Here is a 15,602-nt window from a genome sequence, read left to right as displayed (position 1 = left end):
GGTCGCCCCGTTCAAGCATGAAAGTCCATGCCGGGGAAGGATTCTTTCGGGCCCGCGGCGCGCGAACCTGAGTACATGCACACCTCCACCGCGGCGGCCCAGGCCGTCGAAACCGCACCGGTATCACAGCGCCCTCGAAAAGACCGCCTGCCGCTGCTCGACGTGCTCCGCGGCGTCGCGATCCTCGGCACGCTCGGCACCAACATCTGGCTCTTCACCTCGAAGTACGGCGAAGCTGGCCCGCTGATCAGCGCCGACATCACCGACGGCAGCATCGCGGGCAACCTGCTCCAGCTGCTCGCCAACGGCAAGTTCCTGTCGATGCTCACCGTCCTCTTCGGCGTCGGCCTCGCGATCCAGTACCGCTCCGCGGAGAAGCAGGGCCGCCGCTGGCCCGGCCGCTACCACTGGCGGGCCCTGTTCCTCTTCGCCGAAGGCACCGTCCACTTCGTCCTGCTGTTCGCCTGGGACGTGCTCATGGGGTACGCCGTCACCGCGATCCTCGTGGCCTGGCTGCTGAAACGCTCGCACCGCGCGCAGAACGCGGTCATGTGGACCATGCTCGGCCTGCACCTCGCCCTCATGGGCCTCATCACCGCCGTGCTGCTCACCGGCCCGGAACTCGCGACCGAAGCCGATCCGGAGATCGAGGCGCTCTACGCCTCCGGCACCTGGATCGAGCAGGTCCAGGTGCGCCTCGGCAACGCCCTGGCCTTCCGCATCGAACCGGTCGTCACCCTCCCGCTCCTGATCTTCCTGTTCATGCTGGGCGTCAAGCTCTTCCGCGCGGGAGCGTTCGGCGGCGACGAGGCGGGCGGCCGGATCCGCCGCCGCCTCCTCGGATGGGGCCTCGGCATCGGCCTCCCGCTCAACACCGCGCTCGTGTTCGGCCCCGACGAGCTGTTCTTCGTCGAGCGGTACGCGGTCGGGCCGGTGGTCATGCTCGGCTACATCGGGCTCGTCGGGTTGATCGTGGAGAAGGCGCGGCGCGGGATCGTCATGTCCGCCTTCGAAAGCCTCGGCCGCACCGCGCTGAGCGGCTACATCCTCCAGAACCTGCTCGCGTCGGTGATCTGCTACGGCTGGGGGCTCGGCCTCGCCGCACGGTACGGCGCGAACCCGTGGTTCGTCGTCGGCCTCTGGGCCGCGATCAGCGCGGTCCTGCTCATCGGATCGCGCCTCTGGCTGCGCCGCTTCAGCACCGGCCCCGCCGAGATGCTGCAGAAGGCCGTCATCCGCTAGGAGGCGAACACAGGTGCGGGCCGGTCGACGACCGGCCCGCACCTCCCCCTCTTGCATCAAGCCGCGACGGTCTCGCGCTCCCTCACCGCGCGGCGGCGCAGCAGCGACACCAGCGGCCACAGGACGATCACCGCCAGCACCCCGTACACCGTCCACGACACCGGCCCGCCGATCAGGCCCGACAGGTCGCCGCCCGAGAGCTGCAGCGACATGCGCGCCTGCCGCTCGGCCATCGGCCCCAGGATGAGGCCGACGATCAGCGGCAGCACCGGGAGCCCGAAGCGGCGCATGGCGAGCCCGATCAACCCGAGCGTGAGCAGCAGGAACAGGTCGAACGGCTGCGCGTTCACCGCGTACGCGCCCATCGAGGCGAAGAACAGGATGCCCGCGTACAGGTACGGCTTCGGGATGCGCAGCAGCTTCACCCACACCGGGATCAGCGGCAGGTTCAGCACCAGCAGCATTATGTTGCCCACGAACAGGCTCGCGATGAGCGTCCACACCAGCGCCGACTCCTTCGCGAACAGGAGCGGGCCCGGCTGGATCCCGTAGTTCTGGAACGCCGCCAGCATCACCGCGGCCGTCGCGTTCACCGGCAGGCCCAGCGCCAGCATCGGCACCATCGTGCCCGCCGCCGACGCGTTGTTGGCGGCCTCCGGCCCCGCGACGCCTTCGATCGCGCCGTTCCCGAACTCGTGCTTGTGCTTCGAGAAGCGCCGTTCGAGGATGTACGACAGGAACGTCGGCAGCTCCGCACCGCCGGCCGGCACCGCCCCGAACGGGAAGCCGAGCGCCGAGCCGCGCAGCCAGGGCCCCCACGACCGCTTCCAGTCCGACTTCCCCATCCACACCTTGCCGACCGGGATGACCTCCGCGGAGGCGGCCTTGAGCCGCGCGGCCGTCCACAGTGCCTCGCCGACGGCGAAGATGCCGACCGCGACGATGATGACGTCGACGCCGCTGGCCAGTTCCGGCACGCCGTACGTGAGCCGCTGCTGGCCGGTCACCGCGTCGATGCCGATGGTGCCGATGACGAGGCCGACCAGGAGCGCGGCGAATCCGCGGATCCGGGAGGAGCCGAGCACCGAGGCGGTCGCCATGAGCGCCAGCACCATGATCGCGAAGTAGTCCGGTGCGCCCAGGGTGATCGCGAACTGCACGGTGATCGGCGTGACGAACACCAGCGCCAGGGTCGCGATGGTCCCGGCCACGAACGAGCCGATCGCGGCCGTCGCCAGGGCCTGCCCGCCCCGGCCGTTCTTCGCCATCTTGAAGCCCTCGAGGACCGTCACCACCGAGGACGACTGGCCGGGGGTGTTGAGCAGGATCGACGTGGTCGAACCGCCGTACATGCCGCCGTAGAAGATGCCGCCGAACATGATGAACGCCTGGGTCGGCTCCATGCCGTACGTGATCGGCAGCAGCAGTGCGACCGCCATCGCCGTGCCGAGGCCGGGCAGCACGCCGACCGCCGTGCCGATGGTGACGCCGATGAGCGCGATGAGCAGGTTCCCGGGGGTCAGGATCGCCGCGAACCCGTCCATCAGGGAGTTGAGGTTGTCCATGGCCGGGCCTTCCTAGAGGATTCCCTGGAGGACGCCGGCCGGGAGGCCGACGCCGAGCCCGATGGCGAACCCGTAGAACGTCGCCAGCGACAGCGCCACGGCGGCCGCGAGCGCGACGAGGTAGCGGCGGGAGCCGAGGACGACCGCGCTGCCCCAGAACAGGAGCGCGCCGGAGATCACCCAGCCGAGCCAGTCGATGAGCAGCGCGTTCGCGATGAACACCGCGCACAGCAGCCCGAGGGTGACCCAGTCGAAGTTCCCGTCGTCCTCGCCGTTCTCGGCCTCGCCGCGGCCGCCGCGCAGCACGTTGAGCGCGTAGAACGCCGCGAGGACCAGCAGGAGGACGCCGAGGATGATCGGCACCGGCTTGGGGCCGATCGGGTCGTTGGAGGCGGTGAAGCCGCCGAGGCGGGAGGCGTCCACGATCACCAGGACGCCGAGGAGCGCCAGGAAGCCGCAGACCCACAGCTGGGCGAGGTCGCGCTTCGGTGCGGCGTCCGCCTCGGCGAGGGTCGCCTCGGTCGCTTCGGCGGCGCCGTTCTCGGAGACGGTCATGCCAGGCCCAGCTCCTGCAGCGTCGCCGCGACCGTGGCGTCCTGCTCGGTGAGGAAGTCCGCGAAGTCGTCGCCGGTGATGAACGCGTCGGTCCAGCCCTGCTTCGCCAGCTCGTCCTGCCAGGCCGCGGAGTCGTGCATCGCGGTGAGCGCGTCGAGCCACTTGTCGCGGTCGGCGTCCTCGATGCCGGGGGGCGCGACCCAGCCGCGCCAGTTGGTGAACTCGAGCTCGATGCCGGATTCGGCGAACGTGGGGGCGTCGGGCACGACGTCGACGCGCGCGGCCCCCGAGACCGCGAGGACGCGCAGCTGCCCGGCGTCGATCTGGTCGATGAACTCGCCGACGCCGCTGGCGCCGAACGCGATCTTCTCGCCCAGGAGCGCGGGCAGGAGCTCGCCGCCGCCGTCGTAGGAGACGTAGTTGACCTGGGTGGGGTCGATGCCGACGGCCATGGCCAGCTGCATCGGCAGCAGGTGGTCGGGGCCGCCGGGCGAGGAGCCGCCGCCGACCGTGACGCCGGAGAGGTCGCCCGACCAGGCCGCGACCAGGTCGTCCATGGTCTGGAACGGGGACGCGGCGGGCACGACGATGGCGCCGGACTCCTCGACGAGCTTCGCGAGCGGCGTGGTGCCGGTCAGCTTGGCCTCGGAGTTCTGCGTGTACGAGGCGCCGACGACGCCCAGGCCCATCTGCATGGCGAGGTCGCCGTTGCCGGATTCGCTCACCGTCCGCTGGAGGCCGACCGTGCCGCCGGCGCCTTCGAGGTTGAACACCTCGACGGCCTTGGCGATCTGCTCGTCCTCCATGATCCGGGCGATGGAGCGGGCGGTCGTGTCGTAGCCGCCGCCGGGGCTGTTGGGCACCATGATCCGCAGACCGGTGAGGGGGCCGCCGTCGCTGCCGCCGTCGTCGGCGGTCATGCCGCAGGCCGAAGCCGTGGCAGCGAGGGGGACGGCCGCCGCGGCGCTGAGGAAGGCCCTCCGGTGAAATTTCATCGTCGTTGCTCTTTCATTTCGAGGGTGCTGTGAGAGACGATGGTCACCCTGACGCGGCCCCGGCGTCAGCCTTGTGTCCGTAACGATCATTGAGTTCATTGTGTTCAGGAAGCGCCCTACGCTCGCCGGTCAGCTGCTCGCCTCCCAGCTGACGGTGATCCTCCTCGTGCTCGCCGCCGTCGCCGGGGTCTCGCTCGCGCAGTCGCAGGCGGTGTTCGCGATCGAGCAGGGCCGGCGGGTCACGCAGCTCGCCGAGAGCCTCGCCGCCTCCGACCTGGTGCGCGGCCGCCTGCCCGCGCCGGCGCCCGCGCAGACCCTCGCGCCGGAGATCCAGTCGAGCCTGGAGCGCTGGCTGGTGTCGTCCGTGACGATCACCGACGCGGACGGTGAAGTGGTCGCCTCCACGAACCCGCTGCTCATCGGCACCGAACTGCCACTGGGGCCGGGCGTGCTCGACGGGCGCGGCTGGCGGGGCGAGATCGAACTGGGCGGGCGCACCGAGCTGGTCGGCCAGGCCCCCGTGCTCGGCCCCGCCGACGGCGACTGGGAGGAGGGCGAGGACGTCCCGATCGTGCAGCTCGGCGTCGCCGTCGTCGGCCAGGCGGTGCCCTCCCCGGCGGCGCTGCTCGCCGGTGACAGTCCTGACCTGCTGCTGTACCTCGGGATCGCCTCCGCGTTGGGCATCGCCGGGTCCTGGCTGCTCGCGCGGCGCATCAAACGCCAGACGTTCGGCATGGAGCCGCGCGAGATCGCAGGGCTCGCCGAGCACCGCGAAGCGATGCTCTACGGCATCGCCGAAGGGGTCGTGGCCCTCGACCCGCAGCACCGGATCACCCTCGTCAACGACGTGGCCCGCCGCCTGCTCGACCTGCCCGAGACCGCCGTGGGCGCGCTCGTCGACGAGCTCGGGCTCACCGCGCGCCTGCGCGACGTGCTCACCGGGGCCGCGGCGGGGGCCGACCAGGTCGTGCTGCAGGGCAACCGCGTGCTCGTCGTCAACCGGATGCCCGTCGCGAAGGACGGGCGGGCGCTAGGTTCGGTCGCCACGCTGCGCGACCGCACCGAGCTCGCGCAGCTCGAACGCGACCTCGGCTCGTTCCGGTCGACCGCCGAGGCGCTGCGGGCGCAGGCCCACGAGTTCGACAACAAGCTGCACACGATCTCCGGGCTCATCCAGATCGGGGAGCAGGACGAGGTCGTCAAGTACATCGACGCGCTCAACCGGCACCGGCAGTCCCTCGAGCTGCACATCGCCGAGCCGATCCGCGACAAGGCGATCGCCGCGCTGCTCATGGCGAAGTCCGCGCAGGCCGCCGAGCGGCGGGTGCGGCTCGACATCGTCGCCGAGAGCGCGCTCGCGCCGCTGGACCCCGAGGACTCCGCCGACGTGGGCACCGTCCTGGGCAACCTCGTCGACAACGCGGTCGAGGCCGCCGCCGGGCACGCCCGGGACGCGCCGCTCCCGCGCCGCAGTGACACCGATGCGTGGGTGGCGGTCGCGATCAGTGAGCACGAAGGGGCCGTGCGGATCAGCGTGCACGACTCCGGTCCCGGGGTGCCGCCCGAGACCGCCGGGGAGGTCTTCGCGCACGGCTACACGACCAAAGCCGCAGCTGGGGAGCACGGCATCGGACTTGCGCTCACGAAGCTCGTGTGCGAGCATCACGGCGGCTCGGTGGCCCTGGAGCACACCGAGCAGGGCGCCCGCTTCACCGCGGTCCTGCCGCTCCTCCACGAACCCGCTCCAACCACGTCCGCCCGGTGAAGGAACCGCCATGATCGATGTGCTGGTCGTCGACGACGACTTCCGGCTGGTCAACATCCACCGCGGCTTCGTCGAGCGCACCCCCGGCTTCCGCGCCGTCGCCAGCGCCCGCTCCGGCGAGGAGGCCTTGGCGGCGCTCGCCGAGCACCGGCCCGACCTGGTGCTCCTCGACCTGTACCTGCCGGACGTGTTCGGGCTCGACCTGCTGCCGCGCATGCGCGCCGAGGGCCACGAATGCGACGTCATGGTGATCTCGGCGGCCCGCGAGGCGGAGGCGGTGCGCGCGGCCGTGCGCCTCGGCGTCGTCTCCTACCTGCTCAAACCCTTCAGCTACGACGACTTCGCCGAGCGCCTCGAGCAGTACGCGAACCGGCGGGCCGGGCTCGCCGCCGCGGCCGTGCGCGACCAGGCCGACATCGACCGGGCCTTCGACCGGCCCGCGACCGGGCCGGTCGCGGTGCTGCCCAAGGGGTTCAGCTCCGAGACCGCGAAGCTCGTGGAAGGGGCGCTGCGCGAGGCGGCGAGTTCGCTCTCGGCGGCCGAGTGCGCCGAGCGGATCGGCGTGTCGCGGGTGAGCGCCCGCCGCTACCTCGAGCAGCTGGCCGAGACCGGCCGGGCCGAGGTCGCGCTGAAGTACGCGGGGCGGGGCCGCCCGGAGCGCCGCTACCGCTGGCGCCGCGCGGACGGCCCGCAGGCCTAGGCCGCTCCTAGGTGTCGGTGGTGTTCGCGTCCCCGTTGGGGCCGACCAGGTACCAGACGTTCTGCACGCCTTGGCCTTCCGTCTCGCCCGGCTCGTCGTCCTCGGTGTAGTAGTAGAGCGGCCAGCCGTTGTAGGTGACCTGCAGGGTGCCGTCCGTGCGCTCGGCCGTGCCGATGAGCGCGGCGTCCACCGCGCCGGCCGCGGTCACGTCGGCGGTGTCGGTGAGCAGCGGCGGCCACGCGGTCGCGCAGGTGTCGTAGCAGGTCGGCGTGTTCGGCGTGTCCGTGGTGAAGAGGTAGAGGGCGAAGCCGTCGTTGTCGACGAGGAACTCGCCGTGGTCGTCGTCGGTGGCCGTGCCGAGCGAGGCCGGGGCCTCGGCGGTGGCCGTCTCCGTCGGGGTCGGCGACGCCGAGGTTTCCGCAGTGGTCGGGTCGGCGCCGTAAGGCGAGCCGGAGTCGCCGTCGGAGTCGCCGCACGCGGCGGCCCCAAGCAGGGCGAACGCGGCCGCCGCGGCGGCGCACGCGCGCTGGTGTCGTATCCATCTGGTCATGCGTGGAGCCTAGGCAGCGCGGGGGCCGGTCCGCGGGATTTCGGCCGCGCTGCTCAGGGCGGATCCGCTCCGGGCAGATTCGGTTGCGGCCCAGGTGCGGGCGCACGCATCGTGGAGGCATGAGCGAAAACGGAACACCGCCGCTGTTCGACGACCGGGCCAGGCGCGAGCTGTACCAGCAGCGCGTGCTCGTCCTCGACGGCGCGCTGGACGACGACAACGGGATGCTGCTGGCCACGCAGATGCTCTCCCTCGCAGGTGAGAACGCCAACGCCGACATCGCATTGTGGATCCACTCCCCGGGCGGGTCGGTGCCGTCGATGCTCGCGATCCGCGACGTCATGCGGCTCATCCCCTGTGATGTGTCCACATTGGCGGTCGGGCTGGCGTGCAGCGCGGGCCAGTTCCTGCTCTCCTCCGGGACGAAGGGCAAGCGCCGGGCCCTGCCGCACGCGCGCGTCCTGATGCACCAGGGCTCGGCCGGGATCGCCGGCGCCGCCGTCGACATCGAGCTGCAGGCCAACGACCTGCGCCACACGCGCGACACCGTGCTCAGCCTCATCGCCGAGGACACCGGGCAGAGCGTGGAGCGGATCTTCGAGGACTCCCTCCACGACCGCTGGTACACCGCCGCCGAAGCGCTCGACTACGGCTTCATCGACGCCGTCGTCACCGCGTTCGACGAGATCGCCCCGCACACGCGCCGCGGCATCGGCCTGGGCATCAATCGCGAAGGAGCCTCCGCATGAGCACGTACTCGATCCCGAATGTGATCACCAAGAACGACCGCGGCGAGCGGATCATGGACGTCTACTCGTACCTCTTGTCCGAGCGCATCATCTACCTGGGCACGGGCATCGACGCGGGGGTGGCGAACGCGCTCGTCGCGCAGCTCCTCCACCTCGACGCGGAGAACTCCGAGCGCGCCATCAACCTGTTCATCAACTGCGAGGGCGGCGACCCGAGCGCGATGCTCGGCATCTACGACACGATGCGGTACATCAAGGCGAAGGTCGCGACCACGTGCGTCGGCCAGGCGGTGGCCGTGGGCGCGGTGCTGCTCGCGGCGGGGGCCGAGGGGATGCGGGCCGCGCTGCCGCACGCCCGCGTCGTGCTCCACCAGCCCGCGGCCCAGGGGCGCGGGACGATCCCGGACCTCATCCTGGCCGCGGACGAGATCGTGCGGGTGCGGGCCGACATCGAGGCGATCCTCTCGCGCCACACGGGCCAGAGCGCCGAGACGCTGCGCGCCGACACCGACCGGGACCGGGTCTTCACCGCCGGGGCCGCGAAGGACTACGGCCTCATCGACCATGTGATGGAGGAGCGCTAGGCGGCCAGCATGTACGCCGAGTTGTGCACGTAGGCGGCCACGGACGCGGAGAACCGGACCGCCTGCAGCCGCTCGGCGACGGCCACCGTCAGGTCGGTGAGTGTGAGTTCGAGGGCCCCGGCGACGGCGGCGATCATCTCGCTCGAGGGGTCCTTCATGCCGCGTTCGATCTCGGAGAGGTACTGGGGGGAGATGCCGGCGCGGCCGGCGGTGTCGGTGAGCTTCTCGCCGCGGTCGTGGCGCAGGTCGCGGAGGCATTCGCCGAGGGCGTCGCGCCACAGCGGCTCACCGTCGTTCGACGCGGGGGCGGTCTGGTTCGGCAGGTGATCCGGTGCAGCAGTCTCGGCCATGCCTCATCGTAAGTCCGCGGGGGCCGCCGGACCAGGACGTTTCGCCCTGAGCAGAACGGGCACACGTTGCCCTTGCGCTCACCTTCGATCTGCGCAATACTTAGCCTCATGGCACAGTATTCGGAGGAGCTCGACGGACTGTTCGTCGCCCTTGCCGACCCCACCCGGCGCGAGGTCGTACGACGCCTCGGCCGCGGTCCCCAGAGCGTCGGCGACCTCGCCCGCGCCTTCCCGATCACCCTGCCCTCGTTCATGAAGCACGTGCGCACACTCGAGGCCAACGGCCTCATCCGCACCACCAAGTCCGGCCGGGTGCGCACCTGCGCGCTCCGGCGCGAGCGCCTCGCCCTCGTGGACGGCTGGCTCGCCGAGCAGCGCCGGATCTGGGACGACCGCACCGACAGGCTCGAACGCCTCGTCACCGAACCGGAGGAGCAGCAATGAATCCCGAACCCGACGCGACATTCGTCAGCGACGCCACCTTCAACCCGGCCCTCGACCTGGGCCTCGAGCGCGTCATCCGCGCCCCGCGCGAGGTCGTCTGGCGCGCCTGGACCGACCCGGACCGCTTCGCGAAGTGGTGGATCCCGGCGCCGCTCCAATGCCGCGTCGACCGCCTGGAGGCCCGGCCCGGCGGGGCGCTCGTCACCCGCATGAGCGAGGACGGCGCCACCTTCACGCCCCACCTCGACGGCTGCTTCCTCCTCGTCGAGGACCGCCTGCGGCTCGTCTTCACCAACGGCCTCGACAGCGATTGGCGCCCTGCGCAACCCGAACCGGTCGCCATGACCGCCGAGATCAGGTTCGCCGACCACCCCGAAGGCACCGACTACCGCATCCGCGTCCGCCACGGCGACAAGGCCGCGCGCGACCTGCACGAGCAGCTCGGCTTTGCCGAAGGCTGGGGCACCGTCGCCGCCCAGCTCGCGGCCCTCGTCGAAGCCGAGCCCCGCTAGCGGTCAGTGCGCGGCGCCCAGCTCGATGAGGAGCACGCCCGCCGCGATGAGCGCGATGCCCGCCCATGCGCTTGGTGAGGCCGTCCTTGAAGGACGCGTCACGCCCGTCGCCGCGGGAGGAGCGACCGAGGCGTAAGCGGGGGGCGGCGCCGGTCCCGCGACTTGGACGTCCGCCGCGAAATCGGATAAACCTGACCAATGCCAGCCCTCGACGCCGCGGAGACCCGGGCGGACGCCCACACGCCCGTCCCGCGCCGCGTGCTCATCGCCTTGTGCGCCACGCAGATCACCAGCTGGGGCGTTCTCTTCTACGCCCTCCCGGTCCTGCTCGGCGACCTCACCGCCGACACCGGCTGGTCGACGGCCGCCGTCATGGGCGCGTTCTCCGCCGGGCTCGCCGCCTCCGCCCTCGCCGGCATCGCCGTCGGCCACCTCCTCGACCGCCGCGGGCCCCGCCTCGTCATGACCGCGGGCTCGACGCTCGCCGCGGTCTCGCTCGTCGGCGTTGCGGCCGCGCCGAACCTGTGGGTGTTCACCGCCGCGTGGATCCTCGCCGGCACAGCCCAGGCCGCCGTCCTCTACAAGCCCGCGTTCGCCGCGATCACCACCTGGTACGGGCCCGAGCGCGTCAAAGCGCTGACCATCCTCACCCTCGCCGGGGGCCTCGCCAGCACCGTCTACGCGCCGCTCACCGCCTACCTCGCCGACCACCTCGACTGGCGCGGCACCTACCTCGTGCTCGCCGCGATCCTCGCCGTCCTCACGATCCCGGCGCACGCCATCGCCCTGAACCCGCCCTGGCCCGCCGCCCGCGTCGAAGCGAGCGGCGGCGGGACCGCGCCCGCATCGGACCGGCGGGCGATCATCGCCTCACCGGCGTTCATCGCCCTGGCCCTGGCGATCGCCTTGGCCGCGTTCGCGATGAGCACCTCGAACCTCTACCTCGTCCCGCTCATGACCGGGCGCGGCATGGACACCACCGCCGCCGCCTGGGCCCTCGGCATCTGCGGCGCGGGCCAGCTCCTCGGCCGCATCGCCTACGCGCCCATCGCGATCCGCACCGGTCCCACCACCCGCGCCGTCGCCATCCTCGCCGTCGGCGCGGCGACCACCCTCGCGACCGCGCTCATCGCCGGCCCCCTCGGCCTGGTCTTCGCCGCCGTCATCCTCCTCGGCGCCGCCCGCGGCGCCTTCACCCTGCTCGACGCCACCGCCATCACCGACCGCTGGGGGCCGCACGGTTACGGCACCCTCCACGGCATCCTCAGCGCCCCCGCCACGATCGCCATCGCCCTCAGCCCCTGGGCCGGGGCGCACCTCGCGAACTGGGCCGGCGGCACCCCGCAGATGTTCACCGTGCTCGCCGCCCTCACCGCGCTGGCGGCGGTCATCATCCTGATCGAACACATGCTCGGCCGCGCCCCGCGGAAGCACGAAGAGGGGGCCGGGCGATGAATGCGGGTGCCCCTGGACCGCCCGGCCCTGTTCCGTCAAACCTTGGCGAGACCCAGGTCTGACAGCCACTGGACGGCGGTGCGCGGGGTGAGGCCCAGCAGCCGCTGTGCGGAGCGGGACTCGTCGATCTCGTTGTGCGGGAGGGTGGCCGCGTACTCGTAGCCGCCCTGGACCACGGCCGCGGCGTCCTCGCCCATCACCGGGGCGAGCTGCGCGCCCATGTCCGCGGGCGACTGCGCCTGGAACGCCACCGCTCGGCCGTACGCGGCGGCGAACGCCGCGGCCAGGTCGTCGCCCGTGATCGCCGGGTACTGGCCGACCTCGACGGTGCCGCCGATCGCGGTCCGGTCGAAGAGGGCGAGCGCGACGTCGGCGATGTCGAGGTGCGAGGACCACGAGGCCGCGTAACCGTCCTTGAGCGGGTACCGCAGCACGCCTTCCCTCCTGATGCCGTCTTGCACCAGGGGCATGAGCAGGTTCTCGAAGTAGTAGCGGGGCGCGACGACCGCGTACGGGACGCCGGCCTCGTCGAGCGCCTTCACGACCTCGTCCTCGGCCGGGCCGCCGCTGGTGGAGTACACCACCCGCGCGGGCCGGGCGTCGCGCAGCGCCGCCGCGACGGCCGCGACGTGGGCGGCGCGCAGCTCGGGGCCGGTCACCGGGAAGTGGAGGAACACGCCCGCCGCATCCCGGTAGGCCGCGGTGAGCTGCTCCGCCGAGCCCGCATCGATCGAGAGGGACCGCACGCCCTCCGGGAGCGACTCCGGGCGGCGCGCCAGCGCGGTGACCGACCTGCCCGCGGCGGCGAGGGCGGCGACGACTGGACTTCCCTGGGCGCCGGTGGCGCCGTGCACTACATAGGTCATGACCCCATTGGTACAATCGATGCACTGGTTACATCCACTGCACTAATGGGATCTGGAGGAGAATGTGGCCACCGACACCCAGCCGGATCCGGCCGCCGCGCCGGTCCTGCCCCAGTGCGGCATCGCGCGGTTCCTGACCCTGCTCGAAGGCCCGTGGGCCACGCTCATCGTGCGCGAACTGCTCCAGGGCCCCATGCGGTTCACGCAGCTGCGTGCCGCGCTCCCGGGCATCAGCCCGCACACGCTGACGCGGCGGCTGCGCCAGTTCGAGACCTACGGCCTGGTCACCCGGACCTCATTCCCGGAGATCCCGCCCCGCGTCGAGTACCGGCTCACCGACCTCGGTGAAGGCCTGCGGCCCGTCCTCGACGCCATGGGCGAGTGGGCGATGTCGATCCCCGAGCCGACCCGAGCCGACGGCACCGTCTGGTACGGGGTCGAGGGCGGACGCGGCAACTGCTACTGAGCCGGCCGTTCGCTAACCCCAAGCGGCCCTGAGTCGTTCGTACTCGGCGGCGGTCACCGGGAGCACGACGCCGTGGCACGGGTCGCGCGGCAGGCGGAAGTCCTCGGCGGGCGTCCATGCGCCGCCCGCGAGGTCGGTGGTCTCGAAGGGCACGTAGCGGCGTTCCGCGGTGAACTCGTCGATCCACAGGTACCACTTGTCCTCGGTGATCGATTTGTAGACGAGCGGTCCCTCCCCGCGGCTGAGCGGCCCGAGGCCGATGCCCTCGGCCAGCGGCTTCCATTCGCCCGTCAGCGAAGTCGCGGTCTCGGAGAAGATCGTCTTGCCGTGCGGCACGCCCTGCTCGCGGCTGCGCTCGTCCTTCAGATAGCGGTAGTAGACGCCGTCGTGCTCGATGACGGTGGCGTCGATCGTGTGCCAGCCCCGGTCGATCCACACCTGCGGCTCGGTGAACTCGCGGAAGTCGCGGGTGGTCGCGTACATGATCCGGTTGTGGGTCTCGCCCTCGTGCTCGGGGCCGTCGTAGAGCTTGGAGGACCAGTGGACGAGGTAGGCCTCCTGCTCGGGGTCCCACACCGATTCGGGCGCCCACGTGTTGCCGGCCTCCGGTGGCGCCACCTCGACGAGTCGCCCTTCGCCCCAGTCCACGAGGTCGTCGGACTCCCAGACCATGATGGAGCGGCTGCCCCAGCGCTGGTGCCGGTCCCAGTCCGAGCTCGCGAACAGGCGCAGGTCGGTCGCGACCATAGCGAACCGGTCGCCTTCCGGGGAGCGGACGATATGCGGGTCGCGGACCCCGCCTTCCCCGAGTGACGAGCGCAGGACCGGCTCGCCGTCGTTGAGGTCGTCGAAGTGCAGGGGGTCGTCGCCCTCGCTCAGGGCGAAGTAGATCTGCTCGCCGTCCTCGTCCTCGCGTTTGAAGTGGACGTAGAGGTAGCCGGAGTAAGCGGGTTCGGTGGACACGGGTTCCTCGATTTCGGAGGCGGACGGGGGAGCCGACGAATCAAGCTAACAGATAGCGGTTTCTACGGTCGGGCCCGGTGAGCACCGGACCCGACCGTCCCGTGTCAGGTGGTGATGCGGAAGGTCGCGTCGGCGCGGCCGATCGCGGTGCTGATCGGGTCGAGCCGCAGCAGGTAGTCGTAGTGGCGGAGGTACCGGTCGGGGTGGCTGTGGGACCGGAAGGAGGTCCACGCGCCGTCGGCCAGGCCGGCCACGCGGTGGAAGGTGGCGTCGGCTTTGAACGTCGCGGAGCCGTAGTTCGGGTCCAGCCGGAAGTCGTAGTTGTAGTGGCGCAGGTAGTGGCCGGGCACGTTCGCCGACTCGAACGAGACCCCGGCCGAATCGGCCAGGCCCGGCACGAGCCGGAACTGCGCGTCCGCGGCCGGGCTGATCGCGGCGTCCAGGCGGACGTCGTAGTTGACGTGGCGCACGTACCGGTCGGTGACGTTGTACGACTGGAGCCGGTTGAGGGCGGTCGGGGTCCGTTCCCGGTAGTACGCGAGGGTCCCCCATCCGAGCGAGTCGAAGCCGCCGGAGTTCGGGCCGTAGTCGCCCCCGCCGCCCTCGGGCCGGATCTTGCCGAGCATCTCCCGCACGTTCGGCATGGCGCGGCCGAGCCTGCCGTAGTAGTGGGAGTACACCAGCTCCCACACCGGCCGCGCTTGGCCCCGCGAGTGCGCGGAGATCTCGGTGTGCTCGTTGTAGGCGCAGTTGTGGCCGTTGTGCCAGACGAACTTGGTGAAGGGCACGCTGTGCCCGTTGTTGTAGCGGGCCACGTATTCGGCGGCTTTCGCGAAGGCGTGGTCGCGGGCGGAGTAGAGGTCGACGCCCTGGTTCCAGGCCATCTCCATGAACTCGGCCATCAGGCCGACGCCCATGATCGTGTGGGCCTGGTCGCGGCCCGACTCCTGCCACTGCGCCAGGTCGCCGTGGATATGGGGGATCACGTGCTGGATCGAGCCCTGGCCCTTGCCGTTCCAGAAGTACTCGACCGCCTCGTCGACCTTGGCCCGGTCGTCGCCGAAGATGCCGATGGCCAGGATCGCGGCCATGTTGCACAGGTCCCAGTTCGCCCAGTAGTGGCCGTCGCAGGTGCCGTGGCGGCGGACCAGGAAGTCCTTGTTGAGCGGGTAGAAGACCTGGTCGAGCATGGTCTTGAACCGGGCCCGGTCGAAACCGGGCTCGTTTCGCACGAGTTCGGCGGCGTTGGCCGCCTGGTAGCCGTAGATCCCGGCCGCCAGGGAGGCCTCGGTCCACCCGCCGATCTCCTTCAGGGTCCCCGACCAGGCGTTGAGGATCCTGATCGCCGCGTCCCGGTGGGCGGTGCCGCCGCTGACCTTCCAGCGCAGCCCGTTCTGGTAGGCCGCGTGCATGTCGTTCATGAGCAGCGTGTAGTTCTCGGGGTCGGTGCCGTTGTCGCCGCGGATGATCCGCTCGACCGGCCGCGGGTTCCAGGTGGAGGCGGAGTGCGGGTTGGCGGTGAGCCGGTTCCAGCCGGAGAGCCACGGCTCCCGGTTGCCCTGGACGGCGCTGCGCATCCGGTCGAACTCGTCGTTCTGGAGCAGCAGCCCCGGGTGCGAGAAGGACTGGGCTTGGGCGGTGCCGAAGCCGCCTGCTCCGGCGGCGGCGAGGCCGCCCGCGAGGATCGCTCCTCGGAGGAGGTTCCGCCGCCCGAGGCTCGGGCCGCGGCGAGTTCGGGTCTGGTGCTGGTCGGGCATGGTGCTCCTTTGCGCCATGCGGTGCGACGCCGGGGAAACGTCACCGCGTTCTGCGGTCGGCCGTCGCGGGGAGAGCGTCGTCCG

General features: G+C 71.4%; 17 protein-coding genes. 9 read left to right on the top strand and 8 right to left on the bottom strand.

The features are described from left to right. Positions 1-75 precede the first annotated feature (75 nt). Positions 76-1,242: a DUF418 domain-containing protein gene (locus AB0I03_RS10180; RefSeq protein WP_360409549.1), complete on the top strand. Its 1,167-nt coding sequence runs from the start codon at positions 76-78 to the stop codon at positions 1,240-1,242. Positions 1,243-1,298: 56 nt separating this feature from the next. Here the strand turns inward: AB0I03_RS10180 and AB0I03_RS10175 are convergent, their stop codons facing one another. The 3 genes from AB0I03_RS10175 to AB0I03_RS10165 are packed head-to-tail and all read right to left on the bottom strand — an operon-like array spanning position 1,299 to position 4,357. Further along, complete coding sequence (locus tag AB0I03_RS10175) at positions 1,299-2,807, bottom strand: tripartite tricarboxylate transporter permease (protein ID WP_360409546.1); 1,509 nt, start codon at positions 2,805-2,807, stop codon at positions 1,299-1,301. 12 nt (positions 2,808-2,819) lie between these two features. Beyond that, positions 2,820-3,362, bottom strand: coding sequence for a tripartite tricarboxylate transporter TctB family protein (locus tag AB0I03_RS10170; protein WP_360409543.1), 543 nt, complete (start codon positions 3,360-3,362; stop codon positions 2,820-2,822). Further along, positions 3,359-4,357, bottom strand: coding sequence for a tripartite tricarboxylate transporter substrate binding protein (locus tag AB0I03_RS10165; protein ID WP_360409540.1), 999 nt, complete (start codon positions 4,355-4,357; stop codon positions 3,359-3,361). Before AB0I03_RS10165 ends, AB0I03_RS10170 begins: the two co-directional genes overlap by 4 nt. A gap of 100 nt (positions 4,358-4,457) precedes the next feature. On the opposite strand from AB0I03_RS10165, the gene AB0I03_RS10160 reads away from it, so the two are divergent. Both AB0I03_RS10160 and AB0I03_RS10155 read left to right on the top strand, forming a co-directional pair. After that, positions 4,458-6,122, top strand: coding sequence for an ATP-binding protein (locus AB0I03_RS10160; protein WP_360409537.1), 1,665 nt, complete (start codon positions 4,458-4,460; stop codon positions 6,120-6,122). Positions 6,123-6,132: 10 nt separating this feature from the next. Next, positions 6,133-6,822 (top strand): response regulator, encoded by a 690-nt coding sequence (locus AB0I03_RS10155; protein WP_360409534.1) that lies wholly within the window; start codon positions 6,133-6,135, stop codon positions 6,820-6,822. Between the two features lie 7 nt (positions 6,823-6,829). Here the strand turns inward: AB0I03_RS10155 and AB0I03_RS10150 are convergent, their stop codons facing one another. After that, a complete protein-coding gene (locus AB0I03_RS10150; RefSeq protein WP_360409531.1) occupies positions 6,830-7,372 on the bottom strand; it encodes a hypothetical protein in 543 nt (180 codons plus the stop codon). A gap of 119 nt (positions 7,373-7,491) precedes the next feature. Between AB0I03_RS10150 and AB0I03_RS10145 the strand changes: the two genes are divergently transcribed. Further along, the gene (locus AB0I03_RS10145) at positions 7,492-8,121 is read left to right on the top strand and encodes an ATP-dependent Clp protease proteolytic subunit (protein WP_360409528.1); all 630 of its coding nucleotides are present in this window, start codon (positions 7,492-7,494) and stop codon (positions 8,119-8,121) included. Continuing rightward, positions 8,118-8,705, top strand: a complete 588-nt coding sequence (locus AB0I03_RS10140; protein WP_360409525.1) for an ATP-dependent Clp protease proteolytic subunit — start codon at positions 8,118-8,120, stop codon at positions 8,703-8,705. The genes AB0I03_RS10145 and AB0I03_RS10140 overlap by 4 nt, the downstream gene beginning before the upstream one ends. On the opposite strand, the gene AB0I03_RS10135 is transcribed toward AB0I03_RS10140, so the two are convergent. Then, a complete protein-coding gene (locus AB0I03_RS10135) occupies positions 8,702-9,055 on the bottom strand; it encodes a helix-turn-helix transcriptional regulator (protein ID WP_360409522.1) in 354 nt (117 codons plus the stop codon). The genes AB0I03_RS10140 and AB0I03_RS10135 overlap by 4 nt on opposite strands. 108 nt (positions 9,056-9,163) lie before the next feature. Between AB0I03_RS10135 and AB0I03_RS10130 the strand changes: the two genes are divergently transcribed. From AB0I03_RS10130 to AB0I03_RS10120, 3 genes are all read left to right on the top strand, one after another. After that, positions 9,164-9,499, top strand: a complete 336-nt coding sequence (locus tag AB0I03_RS10130) for a metalloregulator ArsR/SmtB family transcription factor (RefSeq protein ID WP_360409519.1) — start codon at positions 9,164-9,166, stop codon at positions 9,497-9,499. Continuing rightward, positions 9,496-10,011, top strand: a complete 516-nt coding sequence (locus tag AB0I03_RS10125; RefSeq protein WP_360409516.1) for an SRPBCC domain-containing protein — start codon at positions 9,496-9,498, stop codon at positions 10,009-10,011. Before AB0I03_RS10130 ends, AB0I03_RS10125 begins: the two co-directional genes overlap by 4 nt. A 198-nt stretch (positions 10,012-10,209) precedes the next feature. Continuing rightward, on the top strand, positions 10,210-11,466 hold the full coding sequence (locus tag AB0I03_RS10120) for an MFS transporter (protein WP_360409513.1): 1,257 nt from the start codon (positions 10,210-10,212) through the stop codon (positions 11,464-11,466). A 35-nt stretch (positions 11,467-11,501) separates the two neighbouring features. On the opposite strand, the gene AB0I03_RS10115 is transcribed toward AB0I03_RS10120, so the two are convergent. Beyond that, positions 11,502-12,332, bottom strand: a complete 831-nt coding sequence (locus AB0I03_RS10115) for an NmrA family NAD(P)-binding protein (RefSeq protein ID WP_360409510.1) — start codon at positions 12,330-12,332, stop codon at positions 11,502-11,504. A gap of 64 nt (positions 12,333-12,396) precedes the next feature. Here AB0I03_RS10115 and AB0I03_RS10110 point away from each other — a divergent pair, with 64 nt between their 5' ends. Beyond that, positions 12,397-12,798, top strand: a complete 402-nt coding sequence (locus AB0I03_RS10110) for a helix-turn-helix domain-containing protein (RefSeq protein ID WP_360409507.1) — start codon at positions 12,397-12,399, stop codon at positions 12,796-12,798. Between the two features lie 12 nt (positions 12,799-12,810). Here AB0I03_RS10110 and AB0I03_RS10105 read toward each other — a convergent pair whose 3' ends face one another. Further along, positions 12,811-13,761 carry a glycoside hydrolase family 43 protein gene (locus AB0I03_RS10105; RefSeq protein WP_360409504.1) on the bottom strand — a complete coding sequence of 317 codons (951 nt, stop codon included), beginning with the start codon at positions 13,759-13,761 and terminating at the stop codon, positions 12,811-12,813. Between the two features lie 104 nt (positions 13,762-13,865). Next, complete coding sequence (locus AB0I03_RS10100) at positions 13,866-15,518, bottom strand: AbfB domain-containing protein (RefSeq protein ID WP_360409501.1); 1,653 nt, start codon at positions 15,516-15,518, stop codon at positions 13,866-13,868. Positions 15,519-15,602 lie beyond the last annotated feature (84 nt).

This window comes from Glycomyces sp. NPDC021274 (assembly GCF_040641195.1).
Taxonomy (GTDB): Bacteria; Actinomycetota; Actinomycetes; order Mycobacteriales; family Micromonosporaceae; genus Glycomyces.
Note: the sequence above shows the minus strand (reverse complement) of the source record. Positions and strands in the feature narration are given on the sequence as shown.

Excerpts from the sequence above, each read along its gene's own strand:
- AB0I03_RS10180 (WP_360409549.1), top strand. The coding sequence starts at position 76 with ATGCACACCTCCACCGCGGCGGCCCAGGCCGTCGAAACCGCACCGGTA.
- AB0I03_RS10175 (WP_360409546.1), bottom strand. The coding sequence starts at position 2,807 with ATGGACAACCTCAACTCCCTGATGGACGGGTTCGCGGCGATCCTGACC.
- AB0I03_RS10170 (WP_360409543.1), bottom strand. The coding sequence starts at position 3,362 with ATGACCGTCTCCGAGAACGGCGCCGCCGAAGCGACCGAGGCGACCCTC.
- AB0I03_RS10165 (WP_360409540.1), bottom strand. The coding sequence starts at position 4,357 with ATGAAATTTCACCGGAGGGCCTTCCTCAGCGCCGCGGCGGCCGTCCCC.
- AB0I03_RS10155 (WP_360409534.1), top strand. The coding sequence starts at position 6,133 with ATGATCGATGTGCTGGTCGTCGACGACGACTTCCGGCTGGTCAACATC.
- AB0I03_RS10150 (WP_360409531.1), bottom strand. The coding sequence starts at position 7,372 with ATGACCAGATGGATACGACACCAGCGCGCGTGCGCCGCCGCGGCGGCC.
- AB0I03_RS10145 (WP_360409528.1), top strand. The coding sequence starts at position 7,492 with ATGAGCGAAAACGGAACACCGCCGCTGTTCGACGACCGGGCCAGGCGC.
- AB0I03_RS10140 (WP_360409525.1), top strand. The coding sequence starts at position 8,118 with ATGAGCACGTACTCGATCCCGAATGTGATCACCAAGAACGACCGCGGC.
- AB0I03_RS10135 (WP_360409522.1), bottom strand. The coding sequence starts at position 9,055 with ATGGCCGAGACTGCTGCACCGGATCACCTGCCGAACCAGACCGCCCCC.
- AB0I03_RS10130 (WP_360409519.1), top strand. The coding sequence starts at position 9,164 with ATGGCACAGTATTCGGAGGAGCTCGACGGACTGTTCGTCGCCCTTGCC.
- AB0I03_RS10125 (WP_360409516.1), top strand. The coding sequence starts at position 9,496 with ATGAATCCCGAACCCGACGCGACATTCGTCAGCGACGCCACCTTCAAC.
- AB0I03_RS10120 (WP_360409513.1), top strand. The coding sequence starts at position 10,210 with ATGCCAGCCCTCGACGCCGCGGAGACCCGGGCGGACGCCCACACGCCC.
- AB0I03_RS10115 (WP_360409510.1), bottom strand. The coding sequence starts at position 12,332 with ATGACCTATGTAGTGCACGGCGCCACCGGCGCCCAGGGAAGTCCAGTC.
- AB0I03_RS10100 (WP_360409501.1), bottom strand. The coding sequence starts at position 15,518 with ATGCCCGACCAGCACCAGACCCGAACTCGCCGCGGCCCGAGCCTCGGG.